The 22,699-nt window shown below is 65.5% G+C and carries 22 protein-coding genes; 16 read left to right on the top strand and 6 right to left on the bottom strand.

From position 1 onward, the window contains the following. Nucleotides 1–2 precede the first annotated feature (2 nt). Nucleotides 3–2,954: a DNA topoisomerase III gene (locus ACTJLF_RS14490; RefSeq protein WP_440883306.1), complete on the bottom strand. Its 2,952-nt coding sequence runs from the start codon at nucleotides 2,952–2,954 to the stop codon at nucleotides 3–5. 85 nt (nucleotides 2,955–3,039) lie between these two features. Between ACTJLF_RS14490 and ACTJLF_RS14485 the strand changes: the two genes are divergently transcribed. Genes ACTJLF_RS14485 through ACTJLF_RS14475 form a run of 3 tightly spaced genes read left to right on the top strand, consistent with a single transcriptional unit; the run spans nucleotide 3,040 to nucleotide 4,792 of the window. Further along, the gene (locus ACTJLF_RS14485; RefSeq protein ID WP_440883305.1) at nucleotides 3,040–3,759 is read left to right on the top strand and encodes an SET domain-containing protein; all 720 of its coding nucleotides are present in this window, start codon (nucleotides 3,040–3,042) and stop codon (nucleotides 3,757–3,759) included. A 5-nt stretch (nucleotides 3,760–3,764) separates the two neighbouring features. Next, entirely contained in the window at nucleotides 3,765–4,580 is an 816-nt protein-coding gene (locus ACTJLF_RS14480; RefSeq protein ID WP_440883304.1) for a biotin--[acetyl-CoA-carboxylase] ligase, read from the top strand. A gap of 11 nt (nucleotides 4,581–4,591) precedes the next feature. Then, nucleotides 4,592–4,792 (top strand): sporulation protein, encoded by a 201-nt coding sequence (locus tag ACTJLF_RS14475; RefSeq protein ID WP_354423760.1) that lies wholly within the window; start codon nucleotides 4,592–4,594, stop codon nucleotides 4,790–4,792. An 18-nt stretch (nucleotides 4,793–4,810) separates the two neighbouring features. On the opposite strand, the gene ACTJLF_RS14470 is transcribed toward ACTJLF_RS14475, so the two are convergent. The 3 genes from ACTJLF_RS14470 to ACTJLF_RS14460 form a co-directional block, all read right to left on the bottom strand. Continuing rightward, nucleotides 4,811–6,253, bottom strand: a complete 1,443-nt coding sequence (locus tag ACTJLF_RS14470) for a sensor histidine kinase (protein ID WP_126183681.1) — start codon at nucleotides 6,251–6,253, stop codon at nucleotides 4,811–4,813. A gap of 115 nt (nucleotides 6,254–6,368) precedes the next feature. Beyond that, nucleotides 6,369–7,043 carry a response regulator transcription factor gene (locus ACTJLF_RS14465; protein ID WP_019653813.1) on the bottom strand — a complete coding sequence of 225 codons (675 nt, stop codon included), beginning with the start codon at nucleotides 7,041–7,043 and terminating at the stop codon, nucleotides 6,369–6,371. A 72-nt stretch (nucleotides 7,044–7,115) separates the two neighbouring features. Beyond that, on the bottom strand, nucleotides 7,116–7,601 hold the full coding sequence (locus ACTJLF_RS14460; RefSeq protein ID WP_019653814.1) for a MarR family winged helix-turn-helix transcriptional regulator: 486 nt from the start codon (nucleotides 7,599–7,601) through the stop codon (nucleotides 7,116–7,118). A 146-nt stretch (nucleotides 7,602–7,747) separates the two neighbouring features. Between ACTJLF_RS14460 and recA the strand changes: the two genes are divergently transcribed. Genes recA through ACTJLF_RS14445 form a run of 3 tightly spaced genes read left to right on the top strand, consistent with a single transcriptional unit; the run spans nucleotide 7,748 to nucleotide 9,774 of the window. Beyond that, nucleotides 7,748–8,851 (top strand): recombinase RecA, encoded by a 1,104-nt coding sequence (gene recA, locus ACTJLF_RS14455; RefSeq protein WP_019653815.1) that lies wholly within the window; start codon nucleotides 7,748–7,750, stop codon nucleotides 8,849–8,851. Nucleotides 8,852–8,900: 49 nt separating this feature from the next. Further along, nucleotides 8,901–9,362: a recombination regulator RecX gene (gene recX / locus ACTJLF_RS14450; RefSeq protein ID WP_019653816.1), complete on the top strand. Its 462-nt coding sequence runs from the start codon at nucleotides 8,901–8,903 to the stop codon at nucleotides 9,360–9,362. Next, nucleotides 9,343–9,774 carry an SRPBCC family protein gene (locus ACTJLF_RS14445; RefSeq protein ID WP_440883303.1) on the top strand — a complete coding sequence of 144 codons (432 nt, stop codon included), beginning with the start codon at nucleotides 9,343–9,345 and terminating at the stop codon, nucleotides 9,772–9,774. Before recX ends, ACTJLF_RS14445 begins: the two co-directional genes overlap by 20 nt. A gap of 26 nt (nucleotides 9,775–9,800) precedes the next feature. Here ACTJLF_RS14445 and yiaA read toward each other — a convergent pair whose 3' ends face one another. Further along, nucleotides 9,801–10,238, bottom strand: a complete 438-nt coding sequence (gene yiaA, locus ACTJLF_RS14440) for an inner membrane protein YiaA (protein ID WP_019653818.1) — start codon at nucleotides 10,236–10,238, stop codon at nucleotides 9,801–9,803. Between the two features lie 90 nt (nucleotides 10,239–10,328). Between yiaA and ACTJLF_RS14435 the strand changes: the two genes are divergently transcribed. Beyond that, nucleotides 10,329–11,072 carry a hypothetical protein gene (locus ACTJLF_RS14435; protein WP_440883302.1) on the top strand — a complete coding sequence of 248 codons (744 nt, stop codon included), beginning with the start codon at nucleotides 10,329–10,331 and terminating at the stop codon, nucleotides 11,070–11,072. A 52-nt stretch (nucleotides 11,073–11,124) separates the two neighbouring features. Here the strand turns inward: ACTJLF_RS14435 and argC are convergent, their stop codons facing one another. Further along, nucleotides 11,125–12,048 carry an N-acetyl-gamma-glutamyl-phosphate reductase gene (argC, locus tag ACTJLF_RS14430; RefSeq protein ID WP_126183684.1) on the bottom strand — a complete coding sequence of 308 codons (924 nt, stop codon included), beginning with the start codon at nucleotides 12,046–12,048 and terminating at the stop codon, nucleotides 11,125–11,127. Nucleotides 12,049–12,266: 218 nt separating this feature from the next. On the opposite strand from argC, the gene sucC reads away from it, so the two are divergent. The 9 genes from sucC to ACTJLF_RS14385 all read left to right on the top strand — a co-directional run bounded on the left by sucC (nucleotide 12,267) and on the right by ACTJLF_RS14385 (nucleotide 22,628). Further along, on the top strand, nucleotides 12,267–13,433 hold the full coding sequence (gene sucC, locus ACTJLF_RS14425; RefSeq protein WP_019653821.1) for an ADP-forming succinate--CoA ligase subunit beta: 1,167 nt from the start codon (nucleotides 12,267–12,269) through the stop codon (nucleotides 13,431–13,433). Nucleotides 13,434–13,443: 10 nt separating this feature from the next. Then, entirely contained in the window at nucleotides 13,444–14,337 is an 894-nt protein-coding gene (sucD, locus tag ACTJLF_RS14420; protein ID WP_126021035.1) for a succinate--CoA ligase subunit alpha, read from the top strand. 120 nt (nucleotides 14,338–14,457) lie between these two features. After that, nucleotides 14,458–15,144 (top strand): TerC family protein, encoded by a 687-nt coding sequence (locus tag ACTJLF_RS14415; RefSeq protein WP_019653823.1) that lies wholly within the window; start codon nucleotides 14,458–14,460, stop codon nucleotides 15,142–15,144. Nucleotides 15,145–15,172: 28 nt separating this feature from the next. Next, nucleotides 15,173–15,973, top strand: a complete 801-nt coding sequence (locus ACTJLF_RS14410) for a Stp1/IreP family PP2C-type Ser/Thr phosphatase (protein ID WP_145759560.1) — start codon at nucleotides 15,173–15,175, stop codon at nucleotides 15,971–15,973. 78 nt (nucleotides 15,974–16,051) lie between these two features. Beyond that, complete coding sequence (locus ACTJLF_RS14405; RefSeq protein ID WP_019653825.1) at nucleotides 16,052–16,705, top strand: FHA domain-containing protein; 654 nt, start codon at nucleotides 16,052–16,054, stop codon at nucleotides 16,703–16,705. Between the two features lie 51 nt (nucleotides 16,706–16,756). Further along, nucleotides 16,757–19,015, top strand: coding sequence for a CHASE2 domain-containing protein (locus ACTJLF_RS14400; RefSeq protein WP_440883301.1), 2,259 nt, complete (start codon nucleotides 16,757–16,759; stop codon nucleotides 19,013–19,015). A gap of 29 nt (nucleotides 19,016–19,044) precedes the next feature. Continuing rightward, on the top strand, nucleotides 19,045–19,848 hold the full coding sequence (locus ACTJLF_RS14395; protein ID WP_440883300.1) for a 3',5'-cyclic-nucleotide phosphodiesterase: 804 nt from the start codon (nucleotides 19,045–19,047) through the stop codon (nucleotides 19,846–19,848). A gap of 211 nt (nucleotides 19,849–20,059) precedes the next feature. Next, entirely contained in the window at nucleotides 20,060–20,557 is a 498-nt protein-coding gene (locus ACTJLF_RS14390; RefSeq protein WP_440883299.1) for a pilin, read from the top strand. 100 nt (nucleotides 20,558–20,657) lie between these two features. Beyond that, complete coding sequence (locus ACTJLF_RS14385; RefSeq protein WP_440883298.1) at nucleotides 20,658–22,628, top strand: hypothetical protein; 1,971 nt, start codon at nucleotides 20,658–20,660, stop codon at nucleotides 22,626–22,628. Nucleotides 22,629–22,699: the final 71 nt, after the last annotated feature.

Here is a 22,699-nt window from a genome sequence, read left to right as displayed (position 1 = left end):
GCTCAGGGCGCCGAGAGGTGCTTGCCCACGATGCCCGCGAGCTCGAACATCGTCACCTGGTCCTTGCCGAACACGGGCTTGAGCTTGGCGTCGGCGTTGATCGCGCGCTTGTCCTTCGCGTCCTGCAGGCCGTTGGCCTTGATGTAGTCCCACAGCTTCTTGACCACCTCGGTGCGCGCGACCGGCTCGTTGCCGATCACCGCCGCCAGCGCGTCGCTGGGCTTCAGGCCCGCGCCGGGCTTGCGCGGCGCGGCGGCCTTCTTCGCGGCCGGTGCCTTCTTGGCGGCGGGCGTCTTCTTCGCCGCGGCCGTCTTCTTGGCTGCAGGGGTCTTGCCGGCGAAGGTCTTGCGCGGCGGGAACTTGGCTGCACCCTCGCGCGGCGCGAACTCGAAGGTCACCTTGCCCTCTTCCGCATTCCAGGTCAGGAAGGCCTTGAAGGGGCGGCGCGTGCGCATGCTCACGAACTTGTCGAGCAGGTCGGTCTTGCCGGTGGCCAGCAGCTTCTCCATCTGCGCGCGCTCCACCGGCTGCTGCAGGATGATCTTGCCGGTCTTGAAGGTGCAGCTCGGCGTGGGCTGCGCATTGGTCGGCACCGACTTCTCGCAGACGTAGTTGCTGCCGTGCTCGAACACCGGCGCGCCGCACACCGGGCAGGGGCCCACGGTGTCCTGATCGCTGAAGTCGACGATCTCGCCGCTTTCCTCGTTCTTGTCGTCGCCGAAGTCGAACTCCAGCTTCCAGTTCTTCGCCTCCTCGTCGTACTTGATGACGATCTCGGAGGTGAAGGGCCAGCCGGCCTTGGAGCGGAAGCCTTCCAGCGGACCGATGTGCTTGTCGCGCAGCAGCGCCTCGGCCTCTTCCACCTCGAAGGTGCGCCCGGCCGGCGACTTGCCGAACGAGAAGCCGCAGGCGTCCTCGCCCGTGCCGCTCTTGCCGGTGCAGGCGTAGCGGCGGTAGTTCTCGCGCACGATGCCGCCGCAGTTGGGGCACGGCGTGCGCAGGGTGGCGTAGTCGCCCGGCACGGTGTCGCGGTCGTATTCCTTGGCCTTCTTGACGATGTGCTGCGTCATCTCGGCGATCTCGCGCATGAAGGCGTCGCGGCTGAGCGAGCCCTTCTCCATCTGCGCGAGCTTGTATTCCCACTCGCCGGTCAGCTCGGCCTTGGAGAGTTCCTCCACGCCCAGGCCGCGCAGCAGCGTCATGAGCTGGAAGGCCTTGGCCGTGGGGATCAGCTCGCGGCCTTCGCGCAGGATGTACTTCTCGGCGATCAGCCCTTCGATGGTGGCCGCGCGCGTGGCCGGCGTGCCGAGGCCCTTCTCCTGCATGGCCTCGCGCAGCTCGTCGTCGTCGATGGTCTTGCCCGCGCCTTCCATGGCGCCGAGCAGCGTGGCTTCGGAGTAGCGTGCCGGCGGGCGCGTCTTCAGGCCCTTGATGTCGGCCGCGAGGGTCTTGACGATCTCGCCCGGCTTCACCGGCACGAGGCGCTTGCCGTCCTTGTCGTCTTCCTTCTCGTCGTCCTGCGCTTCCTTGCCGTAGATGGCGAGCCAGCCCGGCTTCACCAGCACCTTGCCGTCGGTGCGGAAGGCGTACTTCCTGCCGCCCTGATCCACCGTGCTGATGCGCGTGGTGACCTGGTACTCGGCGCTCGGGAAGAACACCGAGAGGAAACGCCGCACCACGAAGTCGTAGAGCTTCTGCTCGGCCTCGCTCAGGCCGCTGGGCGCCTGCAGCGTCGGGATGATCGCGAAGTGGTCCGACACCTTCGCGTTGTCGAAGATGCGCTTGTTGGGCTTCACGTAGTTGCCGTCGATCGCCTGCTGGGCGAAGGGCGCGAGGTGCTTCATGCCGCTGTTCGCGAGCATGCCCATCGTCTGCTTGACCACGGGAAGATAGTCTTCCGGCAGCGCGCGCGAATCGGTACGCGGATAGGTCAGCGCCTTGTGGCGCTCGTACAGGCTCTGCGCCAGCGCCAGCGTGGTCTTGGCGCTGAAGCCGAAGCGGCTGTTGGCCTCGCGCTGCAGCGAGGTCAGGTCGAACAGCAGCGGCGAGGCCTGCGTGGTGGGCTTGCTCTCTTCCGTGACGGTGGCGGGCTTGCCGCGCGCGGCGTCGGCGATGGCGCGGGCTTCCTGTTCGTTCCACACGCGGTCGGCGCGCTGCTCGGGGTCGGGCTCGCCGTTGGGCAGCAGCGGGGCGCCGGCCTTCTTCCAGTCGGGGTTGAACCACTTGCCGGGGTACTCGCCGGCCTCGGCGCCGAAGGTGCCGTGGATCTCCCAGTAGTCGCGCGAGACGAACTTGCGGATCTGCTCCTCGCGCTCCACCACCACCGACAGCGTGGGCGTCTGCACGCGCCCCACGGTCGTGAGAAAGAAGCCGCCGTCGCGCGAATTGAAGGCCGTCATCGCACGCGTGCCGTTGATGCCCACCAGCCAGTCGGCCTCCGAGCGCGAACGCGCGGCGTCGGCCAGGCCCTGCATCTGCTTCTCGGTGCGCAGGGAGTCGAAGCCGTCGCGGATGGCCTGCGGCGTCATCGACTGCAGCCACAGCCGTTTCACCGGCTTGTTCAGCCCCGACTTGCCGCCCGCGTACTGCTCGATGAGCCTGAAGATCAGCTCGCCCTCGCGCCCCGCGTCGCATGCGTTGATGAGCTGCGTGACGTCCTTGCGCTTGGCCTGCTTGACCACCGCGTTCAGGCGCGTCTTGGTCTTGTCGACGGGCTTCAGGTCGAAGTGCGGCGGGATCACCGGCAGGTTGGCGAAGCTCCACTTGCCGCGCTTGACGTCGAATTCCTCGGGCGCCTGGATTTCGACCAGGTGACCGACAGCGCTGGTCACGACATAGCTGTCGTTCTCGAAATGCTCGTCATGTTTGTCGAATTTGCCGGCCACCGGCGTGAGAGCGCGGACGATGTCCTGCGCCACCGACGGCTTTTCTGCGATTACCAACGTCTTTGTCATCTAAGGGCTCTCTATACTCTGCGGCTTCCCGCGTGCGCACGCGCACACGCGCATGTGTGCATATTCAAACTAACAGACTTCGGCGATGCCTTCCAAATCCCCACTTCCGGCCGGTCGTGATTCGCAGGCCACCGCGCTCCCCGAGGCGGATGCGAAGTCCGCCAAGGATCGCTCCACCGGCCGCCGCATCCAGATGCGGCGCTCTGCCGTCCACGGCAACGGCGTTTTCGCCGTGCAGGACCTGGCCGAAGGCGAGACGCTGATCGAATACAAGGGCGAAGTCATCAGCTGGAAGGAGGCGCTGCGCCGCCATCCGCACGACCCGAGCCAGCCGAACCACACCTTCTACTTCCACATCGACGACGGCCGCGTGATCGACGGCAACGTCAAGGGCAACGATGCACGCTGGATCAACCACTCGTGCGAGCCGAACTGCGAAGCCGACGAGGTCGACGGGCGCGTTTATATCAAGGCGCTGCGCAACATCGCAGCCGGCGAAGAGCTCAACTACGACTACGGCCTGATCATCGACGAGCCGTACACGCCGAAGCTGCTCGCCGAATTTCCGTGCTGGTGCGGCTCGGAGCAGTGCCGCGGCACGCTGCTGACACCGAAGGATGAGGACGAAGAAAAGAAAAAGAAGAAGAAGGCGAAGAAAAAGGCTGAAAAGAAGGCCGAGAAGAAGGCCGAGAAGAAGGCCGAAAAGAAAAAGGCCGAGAAAAAGGAAGCCAGGAAGGCCGAGAAGAAGGCCGACGCCAAGGCTGAAAAGAAATCGGCGAAGAAAGCCAGGTCCGCCAGGGACTGAAGGCGATGAACGACAGCAGCACCGCCGACTGGTTCCAGGACCGGCTCGCCGCGGCGGTCGCGCCGCTGCTGCCCGGCTTCGCGGTCGAGGCCGTGGCGGAAATCGACTCCACCAACACCGAATTGATGCGCCGCGCGCGTGCCGGCCGTGTCGAGCCCGTGCTCCTGGTGGCCGAGCGCCAGACGGCCGGGCGCGGCCGCCTCGGGCGCCCCTGGCAGAGCGGCGCGCAGCAGGATGCGGCCGCCTCGCTGACCTTCTCGCTCGGCATGCCGCTGGCGCCCGCCGACTGGTCGGGCCTGTCGCTGGCCGTCGGCGTGGCGGTGGCCGAGGGGCTCGATCCCTCGGGCGCGCACAAGGTCGGCCTCAAGTGGCCCAACGACATCTGGGTCGACGACCGCAAGCTGGTCGGCATCCTCATCGAGACCGCCCTGCCCTCCGACGGCGGGCCGGCCGCGTCGCGCTATGTGGTGATCGGTATCGGCATCAACATCGGCGCGCGCGAGGGCGACGGCATGCGCACGCCGCCGGCATGGCTGCACCAGTGGCGCCCCGGTGCCACCGCGGCCGAGGTGCTGGCCGATCTGGCCGGGCCGCTGGTGCGGACGGTGCTCGACTTCGAGGCGCGGGGCTTCGCGCCCTTTGCCGAGCGCTTCGCCGCGCGCGACGTGCTGCGCGGACGCGAGGTGATGCTCAGCGACGGCACTGCCGGCCTGTGCGAAGGCGTGGCCTGGGGCGGCGAGCTGCAGGTACGCACCGACGCGGGCCTGCAGCTGATCTCCAGCGACGAAGTGAGCGTGCGCCCTCGCGGCATGGCCTTCTGATCTTCACCAACATGAAGCTGCGCCTGCTCCTCGTCGTGCTGCTGCTGGCCAACGCCGGCTACTTCCTCTGGACACGCGGCGACCTCGCGGGCTTCGGCCTCGCGCCGGCCTCCCTCGCGGAGCGCGAGCCGCAGCGCCTGGCGCGGCAGATCCACCCCGAGTGGCTGCAGATCCGCAAGGAATCGGCGAAGCCTGCTGCGCCGGCGCCGTAGACGGTTTCCGGGCGCGCCTCAGGAGGGCTGCTCGGCTTCGAAGCGCACGGTGAACAGCGCCCCTGGCGGGTGCTTGCCCGGATGCGCGTCCTCCAGCTTCACCTGCGCGCGGTGCTGGTTCGCGATCTCCAGCACGATCGGCAGGCCCAGCCCGGAGCCGTCGGCCTCGTTGCCGAGCACGCGGTAGAAGGGCTCGAACACCAGCTCGCGGTCGGCCTCGGCGATGCCCGGGCCGTTGTCCTCCACCTGCAGCAGCAGCACGTGGCCGAAGGGATCGGCCAGCACGCGCACGGTGATCAGGCCGGGGCGCTCGGGCGTCGAGGGCGTGTAGTTGATGGCGTTGTCGACGAGGTTGCGCACCAGCTCCTTCAGCAGCGTGGGATTGCCGTCGAACACCACGCCCGGCTGGCCGGGCTCCACGCCGTCGTAGCCCAGGTCGATGCGCTTCTCGATCGCGCGCGGCACAGCCTCGCGCACCACCTCGATGGTCAGCTTCGCGAGGTCGCAGGGCTGGTGGTGCGCATGGGCGCTGTTGCCCTCGGCGCGCGCCAGCGACAGCAGCTGGTTCACCGTGTGCGTCGCGCGCTTGCTCGCGCGGCCGATCTGCTTGAGCGACTGCTTCAGTTCGTCGGCGTTCGCGCCCTCGCGCTGCGCCAGGTCGGCCTGCATGCGCAGGCCCGCCAGCGGCGTCTTCAGCTGGTGCGCCGCGTCGGCCAGGAAGCGCTTCTGCGTGCCGATGGAGTCGTTGAGCTTGTCCAGCAGCTCGTTCACCGACGACACCAGCGGCACCACCTCCAGCGGCACCGAGGACTCATCCAGCGGGCTCAGGTCGCCGGGGCGCCGCTCGCGGATGCGCGCCTCCACCACCGACAGCGGCTTGATGCCGCGCACCAGCGCCAGCCAGATCAGGAGCACCGCCAGCGGCAGGATCGCGAACTGCGGCAGCAGCACGCCCTTGATGATCTCCGCCGCCAGCACCGACTGCTTCTCGCGCGTCTCGGCCAGCTGCAGCAGCGTGGGCGGCACGTCGTCGGCACCGCTGGCGATCCACATCGAAGCGACGCGCACCGGCTGGCCATGCACGTCGCTGTTGTGCAGGAACACCTGTCCGGGGGGCAGCGGCTCGTCGAGGCCGGGCTGCGGGATGTCGCGCTCGCCGCTGAGCAGGTTGTCGTAGCCGTCGAGCAGCTGGTAGTAGACGTGGCCGGCCTCGTCGGCGCGCAGGATCTCGCGCGCCGACTGCGACAGCACGAACTGCACGTGCCCCTCCTTCACCGTCACCAGCTCGGCCAGCACCTTCACGTTGTGCTCCAGCGCGCGGTCGAAGGGCGCGTTGGCGATGCCCTGCGCCACCAGCCAGGTGACGCCGATGCTCACCGGCACCAGCAGCAGCAGCGGCGTGAGCATCCAGTCGAGGATCTCGCCGAACAGGGAGCGCTGCGCGCGCTGGAAAAGCTTCACTTGGTTCGCTCCCGGGCAGCGCGCACCGCGTGCCTCTGCGCCGCCGTCTTTCCGAGGGCGATGCCTGCGGGCCGGCAGATCCGGTTCCGCGGCATTTCCCGCATGTCAGGGCGCATCAGGGCTGGATCTTCTCGAGGCAGTAGCCCAGCCCTCGAACGGTCGCGATGCGCACCGGGCCCTTCTCGATCTTCTTGCGCAGGCGGTGGATGTAGACCTCGATGGCGTTGAGGCTCACTTCCTCGCCCCATTCGCACAGGCGGTCGACGAGCTGGTCCTTGCTCACCAGCCGGCCGGCGCGCTGCAGCAGCACTTCGAGCAGGCCGAGTTCGCGCGCCGAGAGCTCGATCATCTTGCCGTCGATGGTGGCCACGCGGCCGGCCTGGTCGTACACCAGCGGGCCGTGGCGGATCGTGTTGCTGGTGGCGCCCATGCCGCGCCGGGTGAGGGCGCGCACGCGCGCCTCGAGCTCCTGCAGGCTGAAGGGCTTGGCCATGTAGTCGTCGGCGCCGTGGTCCAGGCCCTTGACCCGCTCCTCCACGCTGTCGGCGGCGGTGAGCACCAGTACCGGCAGCTGCGAGCCGCGTGCGCGCAGCCGCTTGAGGATCTCGATGCCGTGCAGGCTGGGCAGCCCGAGGTCGAGGATCAGCAGGTCGAACTCGTCATGGGTCATGAGCGCGGTGTCGGCCTGCGAGCCGTTGGCCACGTGGTCGACTGCCGCGCCCGAGGTGCGCAGGCTGCGCAGCAGGGCATCGGCCAGCACCTGGTCGTCTTCGGCAATCAGAATCCGCATGCGCCACCTCCGGCCTGTTTCAGGTGTCGGGCGCCACGCCGGCGCCGTTCACATTTGTCTCTTCGCCGGAGTCTAGCCCGCCGTATAGGCTTCGAGTCCGATGGTTACCACGGTGGCGATCTCGTCGCCCACGCTGCTTCGGAACTCCTTCTCGGCCTGCGTGACGGCGCCGCGGAAGGCGTCCAGCCAGGCCAGCCCGTCGGCGGTGAAGAGCACGCGCCGCGCCCGTGCGTCCAGCGGATCGGGCCCGCGCGTGACCAGCCCCCAGGCCTCGCACTGGTCGACCAGCGCGCCCATCGCCTGCTTGGTCATGCCGGCGCGCTCGGCCAGCTCGGTGAGGCGCGAGCCCTCGCGCGACAGGTGCCGTGTGATGTGGATGTGCGCCGCGCTCACCTGCGCGCGCGCCGCGAGGTTCGACAGGGCCAGCGGCACGTCGACGTCGTGCGCCATCAACTCCAGCACGCGCTCGTCGAAGCGGCGCATGGCGTGGCCGAGCAGGCGGCCGAGGTGGGTCTGGCGCCAGGCGTCCTGGTCGGCTGGGAAGGGGGCATCGGCCATGGCTTGAAATGGTAAAGCAAACTGACCAAAAAACAGGTTTGCGTAGTGAGATCAGCCTCTACACTACTGTTCAAGCATCCAGCCTGTAGTTAAACGCAGATGGGTGGAGTCACACACAAGCCATTGATCTTCAAGGAGTTTTTCAAATGGACGCAGTAGTCAAGGGTTCGAGCATCGGCGCCAACAGCGAGAAGGCCAAGGCCCTGCAGGCCGCACTGGCCCAGATCGAAAAGCAGTTCGGCAAGGGCACCATCATGCGGCTCGGCGAGGGCGAGGTGCTGGAGGACATCCAGGTCGTCTCCACCGGCTCCCTGGGCCTGGACATCGCGCTGGGCGTCGGCGGCCTGCCGCGCGGCCGCGTCATCGAGATCTACGGCCCTGAATCCTCGGGCAAGACCACGCTCACGCTGCAGGTCATCGCCGCCATGCAGAAGCAGGCCGGCACCTGCGCCTTCGTCGACGCCGAACACGCCCTCGACGTGCAGTACGCCCAGAAGCTCGGCGTCAACCTGTCCGACCTGCTGATCAGCCAGCCCGACACCGGCGAGCAGGCGCTCGAGATCGTCGACTCGCTGGTGCGCTCGGGCGCTGTGGACCTGATCGTGGTCGACTCGGTCGCCGCGCTCACGCCCAAGGCCGAAATCGAAGGCGAGATGGGCGACTCGCTGCCCGGCCTGCAGGCCCGCCTGATGAGCCAGGCGCTGCGCAAGCTCACCGCCACGATCAAGAAGACCAACTGCATGGTCATCTTCATCAACCAGATCCGCATGAAGATCGGCGTGATGTTCGGCTCGCCTGAAACCACCACCGGTGGCAACGCGCTGAAGTTCTACGCCTCGGTGCGCCTGGACATCCGCCGCATCGGCACCATCAAGAAGGGCGACGAGGCCATCGGCAACGAGACCAAGGTGAAGGTGGTGAAGAACAAGGTCTCGCCTCCGTTCAAGACGGCCGAGTTCGACATCCTGTTCGGCGAGGGCATCAGCCGCGAGGGCGAGATCATCGACATGGGCGTGAACGCCAAGATCATCGACAAGTCGGGCGCCTGGTACGCCTACAACGGCGAGAAGATCGGCCAGGGCCGCGACAACGCCCGCGAGTTCCTGCGCGAGAACCCCTCGCTGTCGCGCGAGATCGAGAACAAGGTGCGCGAGTCGCTGGGCGTGCCGCTGCTGGCCGCCGATGCCGAGGACGCGCCCGAGAAGCCGCAGAAGGCTTCCAAGGCCGACAAGGCGGACAAGGGCGAGTAAGTTCGAGCAAGGACAGGCGCGGCCCCGCGGGGCCGCGATCGCCCCCCGCATGGCATTCGAAGCTCCTTCACTCAAGGGCCGCGCGCTGCGCCTCCTGAGCCAGCGCGAGCATTCGCGTGCGGAGCTGGAGCGCAAGCTGGCAAGGCACGAGGAAGAGCCCGGCACGCTGGCGAAGGCGCTCGACGAGCTGGCCGCCAAGGACTTCATCAGCGAGCCGCGCGTGGTGGCCTCGGTGCTTCACCAGCGCGCGGCGACTTCCGGGGCCCTGCGCGTGAGGCAGGAGCTGCAGGCCAGGGGCATCGCGCCCGAGGCCATCGCCGAGGCGGTGGCGGGCCTGCAGGAAACCGAGGTCGAGCGCGCCGCCGCCCTGTGGCGCCGCCGCTTCGACGCTCCGCCTGCCGATGCGAAGGAGCGGGCGAAGCAGATGCGATTCCTGATGGCGCGCGGCTTCTCGGGCGCCGTCGTCTCCAAGGTGCTCAGGAGCGATTTCGATGAAGCAGCAGACGAGTGAAGGCGCCGCGGCGCAATCCCGCGTCATCACCCAGCGCGTCGCCTGCGAATGGCGCCGCGTCTACGTGCTGGCGGCCGACCCGAAGCGCCTGCCCGAATGGGCCAGCGGCCTTGCGAAGAGTGCACTGGTGCCGCACGGCGACCACTGGATCGTGCGCACGCCCGAAAGCGGCGAGGCCCGCATGCGCTTCGCCCCGCGCAACGATCTCGGCGTGCTCGACCACTGGGTGGCGCCCGAAGGCGTGCCCGAGGTCTACCTGCCGTTCCGCGTGATCGGCGTCGCGCCGGACGCCTGCGAGCTTCAGTTCACGCTGCTGCGCCAGCCGCACATGGACGATGCGGCCTTCGAGCGCGACGCGCAGTGGATCGCCCGCGACCTGCGCACCTTGCGCGACCTGCTCGAGGCGGGCTGACGGGACGGACTGACCGGGCGGCGGCTTCAGCCGGCTTCGGGGGCGTCGTCGAGCGAAGGCGCTTCGCTCTTGTGCGCGGCGATGTCGCGCACGTTCTTCTGCACGGCCACCGCGCCGAACAGGCTCAGCAGGAAGGCCATCGCGTAGAAGCCCTTCTCGCTGGCCGCCAGCGTGGCGTTGAAGAGGCCGATGGCCAGCAGCGCCACCGACAGCAGCAGCGAGATCCAGCACAGGCCGTAGTAGATGCCGGTGACCGAGATGCCCTCGAGGCGGTCGCGCACCGTCTTCTGCAGCGACACGGCGGAGAAGAGGCCATACATCAGCACGGTGAAGTAGTAGCCCTTCTCGTTGAGCTGCATGGCTGCGTTCCACAGCCCGATCAGGTAGACGATGGCGCCGATGAACAGCGCTGCCCAGGAAGCGGCGACGAATGCCGCGGTCGGTTTCTGGAATCGGACGGCCATGGGATTCTCCTCGTATGGTTTGCGCGCGATTATGGTGGAGCGGCGCCGATGGCATGATCCCCGTCAATAACAACGGAGGAGTCTTTCCACATGTCGTCATCCGACCCCGCGGCCCCGCAGCCGTCGCTCGTGCGCACCGGTGCCAAGGCCGGGCTGTCCTTCGCCGGTTCCGTGATCAAGGGCGCCCTTCTCGGCGTGTTCCTGGGCGGCGGCGTTTTCTTCTTCTACCTGAGCCAGTTGCAGGGCCCGGGCAACGTCGCCGCGCGCGCGGGCGGCGTTGGTGCCGCCCTGGCGCTCATCACCTCGCCGCCGCTGCTGGTGGCGCTCCTGCTGCTGTTCTTCGTGGTCGTCTACGTGGCGCTGGGTGTGCAGCAAGGGCGTGCGCGCGCGATGCAGCACCTGGTCCAGGCGCGCGGCGAGGCGGTGTCGCAGCGGCTCGGCGGCGCCATCGCGGGCCGCATCGAGGCCATGCCGAGGGCGCATGGCGCCTTGCACCGGGCGGCCGACTGGCTGTCGGTCGATGCGCTGAGCAAGCAGCTCGCGCCGGTGCTGGGCGAGGGCAGGGCGGTGCGCACGATCGTGGCCTTCGTGATCGGCAGGCTGCCGCTGAGCGAGATGCTGGCCGAATGGCAGCAAAGCCGCGATGAGAACGCAAATGCGCCGGTGGCGGGCGAGGGCGGTGCCGCGGTGCAGGATCCGGCGCTGCGCGCGCTGCTCACGCGCCGCATCCACGAGGCGCTCCAGGACATGGCGGAGCCCTCGCGCATGCCGCTGTACATCGCGCTGGGCGCTCACGCGGCCCTGCTGGGCGTGGGGCTCTGGCTCGTGAAATGAGCGGCGGGCGGGCTGTTTGCCCGCCGCGCCGCTGAAGCCCGTGAAAGGGGGCTCAGAGCCCCAGCATCAGCTTCAGGTTCTGCACCGCGGCGCCGCTGGCGCCCTTGCCGAGGTTGTCGAGGCGGGCGATCACCACGGCGTGTCGATGGTCCTCGTTCGGGAACACGCGGATCTCGAGGTTGTTGGTGTCGTTGAGCGCGAGCGCCTCGAGCTTGCCGTCTTCGGTCGGCGGCAGCACCTTCACGAACTTCTCGGGCGTGTTGCTGCGCGCGTAGTGCGCGGCCAGCGCGTCCTGCAGGTCGCCGGCCTTGGGCTTGCCGGGCAGCAGGTCGAGGTGCAGGGGCAGCTGCACCAGCATGCCCTGCTTGAAGTTGCCTACCGACGGGATGAACACGGGCCGGCGGGTGAGGCCGGTGTAGGTCATGATTTCGGGGATGTGCTTGTGCTTGAGGCCCAGCGCGTAGATCTCGAAGGCGGGCGCTTCGCCCGTCTCGTAGGCCTCGATCATGGTGCGGCCGCCGCCCGAGTAGCCGCTCACGGAAGGCAGCGAGATGGGGAAGTCGGCCGGCAGGATGCCCGCGTCGACCAGCGGGCGGACCATGGCGATCGCGCCGGTGGCGTAGCAGCCGGGGTTGCCGACGCGCTCGGCCTTGGCCACGGCCTGCCAGTGGCCTTCGGTGAGTTCGGGGAAGCCGAACACCCAGCCCGGGGCGATGCGGTGCGCCGTGGAGGCGTCGATGATCTTGGGCTTGGCGCCGGGCAGCTGGTCGATCAGCGCGACCGATTCGCGAGCGGCGTCGTCGTGCAGGCACAGCACCACCAGGTCGACGCCGGCCATCAGCTCGCGCTTGGCGTTGGCGTCCTTTCGCAGCTCGGGGGCGATGCTCACGAGTTCGACCTGCGGCATCGCCTGCAGCCGTTCGCGAATCTGGAGGCCGGTGGTGCCGGCTTCGCCGTCGATGAAAACCTTGGCCATGATGGAATTGCCCCTGGGTAGCTGGTGGAGGAAGTACGGGAAGTACGTATTGCCCGCAACCACACTCTCAGTATTGGTGCGGCGCACCATGATACAGTCCGCGGTTGTTCGCCGCCCCCAGCCGTCAGGCTGCCGTCGCCCGCGGACAACAGAGCATAGACCCTCTCCAGCCCAGATCTCCCGATTTCTCAACTTCCTCCTTCCGAGAGACATCCCTCATGAAGATTCACGAGTACCAAGGCAAGGAAATCCTTGCCAAGTTCGGCGTGCCGGTGCCGCGCGGCATCCCGGCCTACACGGTCCAGGAGGCGGTTGAAGCCGCCCAGAAGCTTGGTGGCCCGGTCTGGGTCGTCAAGGCCCAGATCCACGCGGGTGGCCGCGGCAAGGGCGGCGGCGTCAAGGTCGCCAAGTCCATCGAGGACGTCAAGAAGCTCGCCGGCGAGATCCTGGGCATGCAGCTCAAGACCCACCAGACCGGTCCCGAAGGCCAGAAGGTCCGCCGCCTGTACATCGAGGACGGCGCCGACATCCAGAAGGAATACTACGTCTCGGCCGTGACCGACCGCGCCACCCAGAAGGTGGCCTTCATCGCTTCCAGCGAAGGCGGCATGGACATCGAGGAAGTGGCCCACTCCTCGCCCGAGAAGATCATCACCGTGTTCGCCGACCCGGCCCAGGGCCTGACCGACGAACAGGCCAAGCAGATCGCCGACGGCATCGGCATCCCGGCCGACTCCACCGCCCAGGCCGTGGACATCTTCAAGAAGCTCTACACCTGCTACATGGAGACGGACGCCTCGCTGGTCGAGATCAACCCGCTCAACCGTGACAGCAAGGGCAACATCATCGCCCTGGACGCCAAGTTCAACTTCGACAGCAACGCGCTGTTCCGCCACCCCGAGATCGTCGCCCTGCGCGACCTCGACGAGGAAGACGCGGCCGAAGTGGAAGCCTCGAAGTTCGACCTCGCCTACATCTCGCTGGACGGCAACATCGGCTGCCTGGTGAACGGTGCCGGCCTGGCCATGGCCACCATGGACACCATCAAGCTGTTCGGTGGCGAGCCGGCCAACTTCCTGGACGTGGGCGGCGGCGCCACCCCCGAGAAGGTCACCGAGGCCTTCAAGATCATGCTGAAGAACAAGAACGTGGAAGCCATCCTCGTGAACATCTTCGGCGGCATCATGAAGTGCGACACCATCGCCACCGGCGTGATCGCAGCCTGCAAGGCCGTGAACCTGCAAGTGCCGCTGGTCGTGCGCATGAAGGGCACCAACGAAGTCGAAGGCAAGAAGCTGCTGGCCGAATCGGGCCTGCCGATCATCAGCGCCGACACCATGGCGGAAGCGGCCCAGAAGGTCGTGGCAGCAGTCAAGAAGGCCTAAGGAACAAGTCATGTCGATCTACATCAACAAAGACACCAAAGTCATCACGCAGGGCATCACCGGCAAGACCGGCCAGTTCCACACCGAGAAGTGCCAGGAATACGCGAACGGCAAGAACGCCTTCGTGGCCGGCGTGAACCCGAAGAAGGCCGGCGAGTCGATCTTCAACATCCCGATCTTCGGCTCGGTCAAGGAAGCCGCCCAGCAGACGGGCGCCACCGTGTCGGTGATCTACGTGCCGCCGGCAGGCGCCGCGGCCGCCATCTGGGAAGCCGTTGAAGCCGACCTCGACATGGCGATCTGCATCACCGAAGGCATCCCGGTTCGCGACATGCTCGAAGTGCGCAACAAGATGAAGGCCAAGGAAGCCGCCGGCGGCAAGAAGACGCTGCTGCTGGGCCCGAACTGCCCCGGCCTGATCACGCCCGACGAGATCAAGATCGGCATCATGCCCGGCCACATCCACCGCAAGGGCCGCATCGGCGTGGTCTCGCGCTCCGGCACGCTGACCTACGAAGCCGTGGCTCAGCTGACCGAGATCGGCCTGGGCCAGTCCTCGGCTGTCGGCATCGGCGGCGACCCGATCAACGGCCTGAAGCACATCGACGTGATGAAGGCCTTCAACGACGATCCGGACACCGACGCCGTGATCATGATCGGCGAGATCGGCGGCCCCGACGAGGCCGACGCTGCCCGCTGGTGCAAGGACAACATGAAGAAGCCGGTCGTCGGCTTCATCGCCGGTGTCACCGCGCCTCCCGGCAAGCGCATGGGCCACGCCGGCGCGCTGATCTCGGGCGGCGCCGACACGGCCGAAGCCAAGCTGTCCATCATGGAAGAATGCGGCTTCACCGTGACGCGCAACTTCTCGGAACTGGCCAAGCTGCTCAAGGCCAAGCTGTAAAGAGACGGCTCCGCGACACCGGCCGCAGAGCCGGGTCATGAGAGGACCACGCAGAAACAAGAAAGCGCCCGCACTGGCTTGCGGGCGCTTTTTTCAATAAAACACAGTGGGATCAGAGACATGGAATTTCTTCAAAGCACCGATTTCTGGATAGGTCTGCTCAAGATCATCTGGATCAACATCATCCTGTCGGGCGACAACGCGGTGGTGATCGCCATGGCGGCGCGCTCGCTGCCGCCCGCGCAGCAGCAAAAGGCCGTGCTCTTCGGCTCGGGCGCGGCCGTGGTGCTGCGGATCGTGCTCACGGTGGTGGCGGCCAAGCTGCTCGCCCTGCCTTACCTGCAGATCATCGGCGGCATGCTGCTGCTGTGGATCGGCCTGCAGCTGCTGAGCGAAGACGACGACGGCGAGGGCGAGTCCAAGGAATACGGCAGCATGATGGCGGCCGTGCGCACCATCCTGCTGGCCGACCTGGTGATGAGCCTGGACAACGTGATCGCCGTGGCGGCCGCGGCACAGGGCAGCATGGTGCTGCTGATTCTTGGCCTGGCGATCAGTATTCCCTTGGTGATTTTCGGCAGCACGCTCATGATCAAGCTCATGGAACGTTTCCCGATCATCGTCATGCTGGGCGCCGCCCTGATCGGCTGGGTCGGCGGCGAGACCATCGCCCAGGACGCCATCCTGCGCGACACGCTGGCGGCCAACCCCTGGTTGCACTACGCGGCTGCGGCTGCCGGTGCGGTGTTCGTCGTGGCCGTCGGCCGCCTCATGCAGCGACGTGCGCACGCCGCTGCGCAGCACTGAGTCCAAGAGAAAGCGGCGCTGACAGACCATGGCGAGTGTCGGCGTCTCCCTTTTTTCCACCCGCCCTTCGCTGACCTGGGAGTTCGCCTCCCTGACCGACGTCGGGCGGATGCGCGCCCACAACGAAGACGCGGTGCACGTCGATCCCGCCCTGGGCCTGGCCCTGCTGGCCGACGGCATGGGCGGCTACAAGGGCGGCGAGGTGGCCAGCGCCATGGCCGTCTCGCTGCTGCACGCCAGCTTCGGCCGCTGGTTCGCCCACGCGGGAATGCAGGCGCCGGCCCGCGTGGTCAGGCGGGCCCTGCAGGCGGCCACCGACGAGGCCAACAGCGCGATCCTGCACGAAGGCACCACCAACCCCGAACTGCAAGGCATGGGGACGACCCTGGTCCTGGCGGCGTTCCGGCCGCAACGGGTAGTGGTCGGTCACATCGGCGATTCGCGCTGCTACCGCCTGCGCAACGGCAAGCTGGAGCTGCTCACCCGGGACCATTCCCTGCGCCAGCAGCAGCTGGACGCCGGCGCCATCACGGCCGAGGAGGCGCTGAATTCCCCCACCCGCAACCTCGTGACGCGCGCCGTCGGGGTCGAGGCCCAAGTCTTGCTGGAAATGCATGAGCACAGCGCAAGACCGGGCGATCTCTATATGCTTTGCTCCGACGGGCTCAGCGAGATGGTTTCCGATGAGCAGCTTTTCACGCTTCTAGAACACGATGTCGGGCTTCAGAAAAAAGCATCACTTTTGGTTGCAATTGCCAATGACAATGGCGGACGGGACAACATCTCCGTCGTCCTGGCCAGGGCGAGCGTCGCGGAAGCGCCGCGCTAGGGCCGCTGGCAGGTTCCGCGGGCAGCCAGGCAGTCTGCCCGCCATCGTCATTCATGCTTTGGATTCGGGGAGTCGGCAATGCCGAAGATGATCATTTCGGTCGATGGCGTTGTCATCGGGCAGGTGGCGCTCGCCAAGGAGCGCACGACGCTGGGACGCCGTGCCTACAACGACATCGTGATCGACAATCTGGCGGTCAGCGGCGAGCACGCCGTGCTGCACATGACTGGCGGCGAAGTTGAAATTGAAGATCTCAACAGCACCAACGGCACCTACGTCAACGCGCTCGCCGTCCAGCGGCAGGCGCTCAAGGACAACGATGTCATCGAGGTCGGAGGCTGCCGCATCCACTTCCGCGCCCGCAGCAACCTCGACACCGGCGCCGGCTCCATCCGCACGGCCTCGGGCGAGTACCCGTCGGGCGCCATGCCACTGTCTTCGGCGCCCACGGAGTCCGGCGCGCTGGTCGAACTCGGCATTCCGGTGCTGCGCGTGCTCTCCGGCGTCAACGAAGGACAGGACGTCGCGCTGCAGAAGGTCGTCACCACGGTCGGCAAGCCCGGCGTCGCGGTGGCCGTGGTCACGCGGCGACGCCAGGGCTACGTGGCCGCCGGCGTCGAAGGCAACGTCACGCTCAATGGACTGCAGCTGGGGTCGGAGGCCGTCGCGCTGCAGGAGCGCGACGTGCTCGAGCTGGGCAATGCCACGCGCATGCAGTTCGTGCGCATCTGAGCCGCTCCCGTTTCTGGCTCTCCAGGGGCCGGCCTTCACGGACCGCATGCCGTGAGAGAAGAACTGCGGCGGCACTGGCCGCGCATCGTCATCACGCTGCTGCCGGTGCTGTTCGCGCTGGCGCACGCCACGGGCGCCTGGCGGCTGACCGCGCTGGAGCGCCTCGACCAGCTGATCTACGACATCCGCCTGCGCGCCACCATGCCGGGCACGCCCGACGCACGGGTGGTGATCGTCGATGTCGACGACGCCAGCCTCGCGCGCCAGGGCCAGTGGCCGTGGCCGCGCGACAGGATCGCGGCCCTGGCCACCGAGCTGTTCGACCGCCAGCAGGCGGCCGTGCTGGGCTTCGACGTCATGTTCCTGGAGCCCGACCGCAGCTCGGGCCTCGACAGGCTGCGGCAGCTCGCGAGCGGCCCGCTGGCCAGGACGCCGGGCCTGGCCGCCGAGATCGAGCGGCTCGCGCCCTCGCTCGACCATGACGCCACGCTTGCCGCCGCGCTGAGCGGCCGGCGGGTGGCGCTGGGCTACTACTTCACGCGCACCGAGCCGCCGAGCGCGAAGGGACAGCTGCCCGCGGCGCCCCTACTTCCGGCCGGTGCCTTCCCCCAGGGCGCTGCCTACGCCACGGGCTGGAACGGCTTCGGCGCCAGCCTGCCGGAGCTTGCGAAGGCGGCACCCGTCGCGGGCTTCCTGAACACCCTGGTCGACATCAACGGCGACGGCGTCATCCGCAGCGTGCCGCTCATCGCCCGCTACGACGGCGACAAGGCACAGCCGGGCTACTACGAATCGCTGGGGCTTGCGGTGTACCGGCTCGCGAACGGATCGCCGCCGGTGCAACCCACCTTCGCGCCCGGCGGCGGAAGCACGCCCCAGCTCGAATCGCTGAGGGTGGGGCGGCTGCGCATCCCGGTCGACGCCACCGGCAGCATGCAGGTGCCGTTCCGCGGCCAGGGCGGTGCGGACGGCGGATCGTTCCGCTACGTACCCGCCGCCGACGTGCTCGAAGGACGCCTCGCCCCCGGCGAGCTGAAGGACAAGATCGTGCTCGTGGGAGCCACCGCCCCGGGGCTGCAGGACCTGCGCGCCACGCCCGCCGAGGCCGCGTTCCCGGGCGTGGAGGTGCACGCGAACATCGTCTCGGCACTGCTCGAGCGGCGCCTGCTCAGCGTGCCCGACTACGCCCCCGGCTACGAGGTGCTGCTCGTCGTGCTGACGGGGCTCCTGCTCGCCTTCGGGATGTCGCTGCTGTCCGCATCGCGCGCCATGCTGCTGGCCGTCGGCGCGATGGCGGCGCTGATCGGGATGAACGTATGGCTCTACACGGGCTACAGCCTCGTGCTGCCGCTCGGCTCGGCGCTGGCGATGGCGGCCCTGGCGTTCGCGTTCAACATGAGCTGGGGCTACTTCTTCGAGTCGCGCGCCCGGCGCGGCCTCGTGCGGCTCTTCGGCACCTACGTGCCGCCCCAGCTGGTCGACGAGATGATGGCGCAGCCCGACCGCTACAGCATGCGCGCCGAGAGCAAGCCCATGACCGTGATGTTTTGCGACATGCGCGACTTCACGCGCCTGTCGGAGCAGATGGCGCCGGCCGAGCTGCAGGGCTTTCTCAATACCGTCTTCAGCCGGCTCACCGACGTGATCAGCGCCCACCGCGGCACCGTCGACAAGTACATGGGCGACTGCGTCATGGCCTTCTGGGGCGCACCCGTCGACACGCCGGACCACGCCACGCTCGCCGTGCGCGCCGCGCTCGACATGGCCGAAGCCGTGCACGACATCAACCGCATCCATCGCGCGAGCGGCCGGCCCGAGATCAGCGTGGGCATCGGCATCAACAGCGGCGTGATGAGCGTGGGCGACATGGGCTCGGCGGCGCGCCGCAGCTACACGGTGGTCGGCGATGCGGTCAACCTCGCATCGCGCCTCGAGGGCCTGAGCGGGCACTACGGCGTCGAAGTGGTCGCCAGCGGCGCGACGCGCGAACTCGCGCCGGGCTTCGTCTGGCAGGAGCTCGACAGCGTGCGGGTCAAGGGAAAAGCGCAAGCCGTTTCCGTTTTTACGCCTCTCGCCGCGGGCACCCCCGAGGCGCTGCAGCAGGCGCAGCAGATGCTCGAACGATGGAGCGTAGTCCTCGCCGCATATCGCCGGCAGGACTGGGCCATGGGCCGAAACTTGCTGGCGCCCCTGCTCGCCGCGGATGCGAAAAAAGTCCTTTACCAGCTCTACGCCCAGCGTTTAGCCTCGATGGCGTTGCGACCGCAAGACCCGAACTGGGACGGCGCAACCCGGTTCGAGACCAAATGACGACAGACGCATCAAAGGGGTCTTTCACAATGCAGGTTCGTGTGCTGGGTTGCTCGGGCGCCATCGCCAAAGACTGCCGCACCACCTCGTTCCTGGTCGACACGGACCTGCTCGTCGATGCGGGCACGGGCGTCGGAGACCTCACGCTCGACGAGATGGTCGGCATCGACGACGTCGTGCTCACGCACAGCCACCTCGACCACATCGCCGCACTCCCCCTGATGGTCGACGCCGTCGGCGGCCGCCGCTCGCAGCCGCTGCGCGTGCATGCGCTCAGGGACACCATCGACGCGCTGCGCGTTCACATCTTCAACAACGTCATCTGGCCCGACTTCGAGAGCATTCCCAGCCCGCAGGCGCCGTTCGTGAGCTTCCATGACATCGCCGTGGGCCAGCAGCTGCCGCTGGGAAGCCGCGAGCCCAAGGTGGTCGAGGTGCTGCCCGCAGTCCATACCGTGCCGGCCTGCGGCTTCGCCGTGCGGCCGGCCGAGCGAAGAGCCCACTGGGTGTTCAGCGGCGACACCGAGCGCAACGCGCCCTTCTGGGAACGTGTGAACGAACTCGACGTGGCGATGCTGGTCATCGAAACCGCATTCAGCAGCCGCGAGCAGGCGCTGGCGGAGCGCAGCCTGCACCTGTCGCCCCCACTCCTGGCTGGCGAGCTGGCCCGTATCGCCCCGGGCAAGCAGTACCCGATCTACATCACCCACACCAAGCCCGCCGAAACCGACGAGATCATGAGCCAGATCGAAGCCCTGGTGGTCGAGCAGGCGGCAGGCATGGCGCAACGGGACATTCGCTGGCTGAAGGTGGATGGCGTCCTGACTTTCTGACTACCGGTCAGTGACGCGTTGGCATGACAAATTTGTCACCGCGTGTAGCATCTTTAGGCAAGTTGTGTCACACGGTGTAACTCCAATGTGGTCAGAGGTGACACGTCCGGTACGGGAAAGGCGCCCCAAGCGGGTGGCACAGATGCTGCGGAAGGTACCTCGCTCCGGGCAGGTTCCCGGGCGTAACAACCAACCTACCTGGAGTTAGTGAATGAACCGTCGTTCCATCGCACGCAACGTGCAAAAGGGTTTCACCCTTATCGAATTGATGATCGTTGTGGCGATCATTGGTATTTTGGCTGCTGTGGCTTTGCCGGCTTATCAGGACTACACCATCCGCGCCAAGGTGTCTGAAGCGATTCTGGCTGGCTCGTCGTGCCGTACCAGCATTACCGAGACGGTGCAAAGCGCGGTTGGCTCGACCCTCCCGGCTGCTGGAGCCTGGGGTTGCGAATCGAGCGGTTCGACCAAGTACGTTGCTTCTGTGGACACTACGAATACTGGTGTTGTCACTATCACGACATCGGCCGCTACCGATCTGAAGGATGCAGCAAGCAAGACGATCACGATGACTCCTTATGCTGACGCAACTACTGCACTCACCAACACTGACACCGGTAAGACTATTTTCAAATGGGTCTGCGGTCCCGGTACCTCGGGCACGGCTATTAACGCCAAATACCTGCCGGGATCCTGCCGCGGTCAGTAATCAGACGCTCAAAAATTAAAGGCCCCGTCGGGGCCTTTTCTTTTTCCGAAAAAATATGCGAAATCGACTCTCAACTTGGCACTGGGCTACGTTGTATGCGTTGAATCTGACTTTCTGCTATCTTGCGGGGAAAGATTACAACTGGGATCTACTGAATTACCATTTTTATGGGCCCTCGCTGTTGCTGGAGGGGCGTTGGAGCCAAGACTATTTTGCGGGCAGCATTCAGTCTTATTTGAATCCTGTTGCGTATGTGCCATTTTATTTAATGGTCAAATGGGGGTGGCCGGCCCTTCTAATAGGATTGATCCTTTCCACCTTCCAGTTTTTTAATATAGTGGTAATTGGAAGTATTGCGGAAAAGCTGCTATCTGAGCGAGATGAAGACGTTCGCGCGCCGATTTATATGGCGTGTTTGTTGGCGATGATCGCTCCGCCCTATTTGCAGGCGAATGGCTCTTCTTTTAACGATCCATATGGTTCGATTTTTATTCTTCTAGCCCTGCGCATCTTGTTGCAACGCGACTTGGATTTTTGGCGGCAATCTATTCTTGTAGGGCTTTGCTCGGGAGTTGCAGCCGGAATAAAACTGACAAGCGGCACTTTTGCCGTCGCATTTGCGGCCTTCTTCGTGGTTAGAGCTGTACTTGAACGTCGTATTTTGTTTGGCCGTCTTGCAAAAGAATTGATTGGATATGGGGTCGGCGCTGCATTGGCTTTTGCTATCGTTCACGGATTCTGGTCGGTTAGACTATGGCAAGAGTTTGGGAGCCCTGTATTTCCATTTTTTAACGCAATATTTAGGGCCCCGGAATTTCCCTTTGTGAATAACCGTGACTTTCGTTTTCTCGGGAGTGGGTTGTCGGGGCTTTTTCTTCTGCCATTCGATATGCTTCGTGTGCAGAGTTGGATATATAGCGAAGCCGTATCTCCGGATATTCGTCCTTCGGCGTTGGTGTTACTTGCCGCGGCCAGTATTTGTCTGGGGCTATGGCGCTTTTTTTCATCAACTTTAAACGGCTCGCATACACCGGCCCAGAGTTTCTTGCAGAGATTCTCGCTCGCCAATTTTTGGACGCCCGCAGTTAGCGTAGTCTTTTTTGCCATCTTCGCATTCCTGCTTTGGGGTGTCACATCCCGCATTGGACGGTATGCATTTTCACTTTGGCTTCTTTTGGGGCCACTACTTAGTTTGGCTGCGGTCTACGTCGGCGGCGTCAAATTTGCTCGCGTGACTCTAGCTGTGCTGCTTTCTTTGCAAGCCTACATTCATCTTGCTCACGGAGCTTCCCGATGGTCCCCGGTGGCGTGGGAAGAGGCGTGGCTTAATTTTCAATTGCCCCACGCAATTACGGAGCGGCCCGCTGGAATAATTTCGATGGATACGCTATCGTTTTCGGCAATTGCTCCATCTCTTCATCCGGGATCGGGGATGGCGACGATCAACGGAATGCATACGGTAGCAAATGGCAGTGAAATGCCGGCGCGGTTGATTTCCTTGGTTGAGAAATATCGTGCCAATCTCTATGTACTCTATGCTATTGGGCAATTTGGCTCCGAGGATAAAGTGGAAATTTCCTTGGCTAGAGTGAAGATATTGAATGAAAAATTGGCCCCCTATGGAATGAGGATCGAATCCGCGTCTTCCGCATCTGCGTGTGAGTATGGGCGCTTGCCTTTTAATAAGAAGACTCACGCTTGGTCGCTAGAGCCTAATGTTGAGGAGGCCTATGTATTTGCCTTCTGTAAGCTTGTTGAAACATCCGCATCGCAAAAAATGGAGGCGGCAAATAGAAGTCGTTTGAATGACAGTGTTTTCAATATGATTGAGGATGCGTGTCCTGAATCATTCGCTCCCAACAGGGGGGTGACAATTCATCACAATGACGAGTATATCCGTTCCTATTTCAATACGGCATCCGGTTTGTACACTGATCATGGCGCGATATATATGACCGGCTACAGGGTGCTCTTTCCAACCTATATCGGACAGATTGGGGAAATTGAATCGCAAATAAAATATGCTAATTTTAAATGCCCTAAATTGCCTGCTAACCGCTATCTAGAATGAATCGACTTAGGCTTCAGGCGGTATAACAAGAAAATTTTGGGGTCCGATTCCAATCGGCCGCGGACAAATCT

It is taken from the genome of Variovorax sp. 22077 (assembly GCF_052044195.1).
GTDB lineage: Bacteria > Pseudomonadota > Gammaproteobacteria > Burkholderiales > Burkholderiaceae_C > Variovorax > Variovorax atrisoli.
Note: the sequence above shows the minus strand (reverse complement) of the source record. Positions and strands in the feature narration are given on the sequence as shown.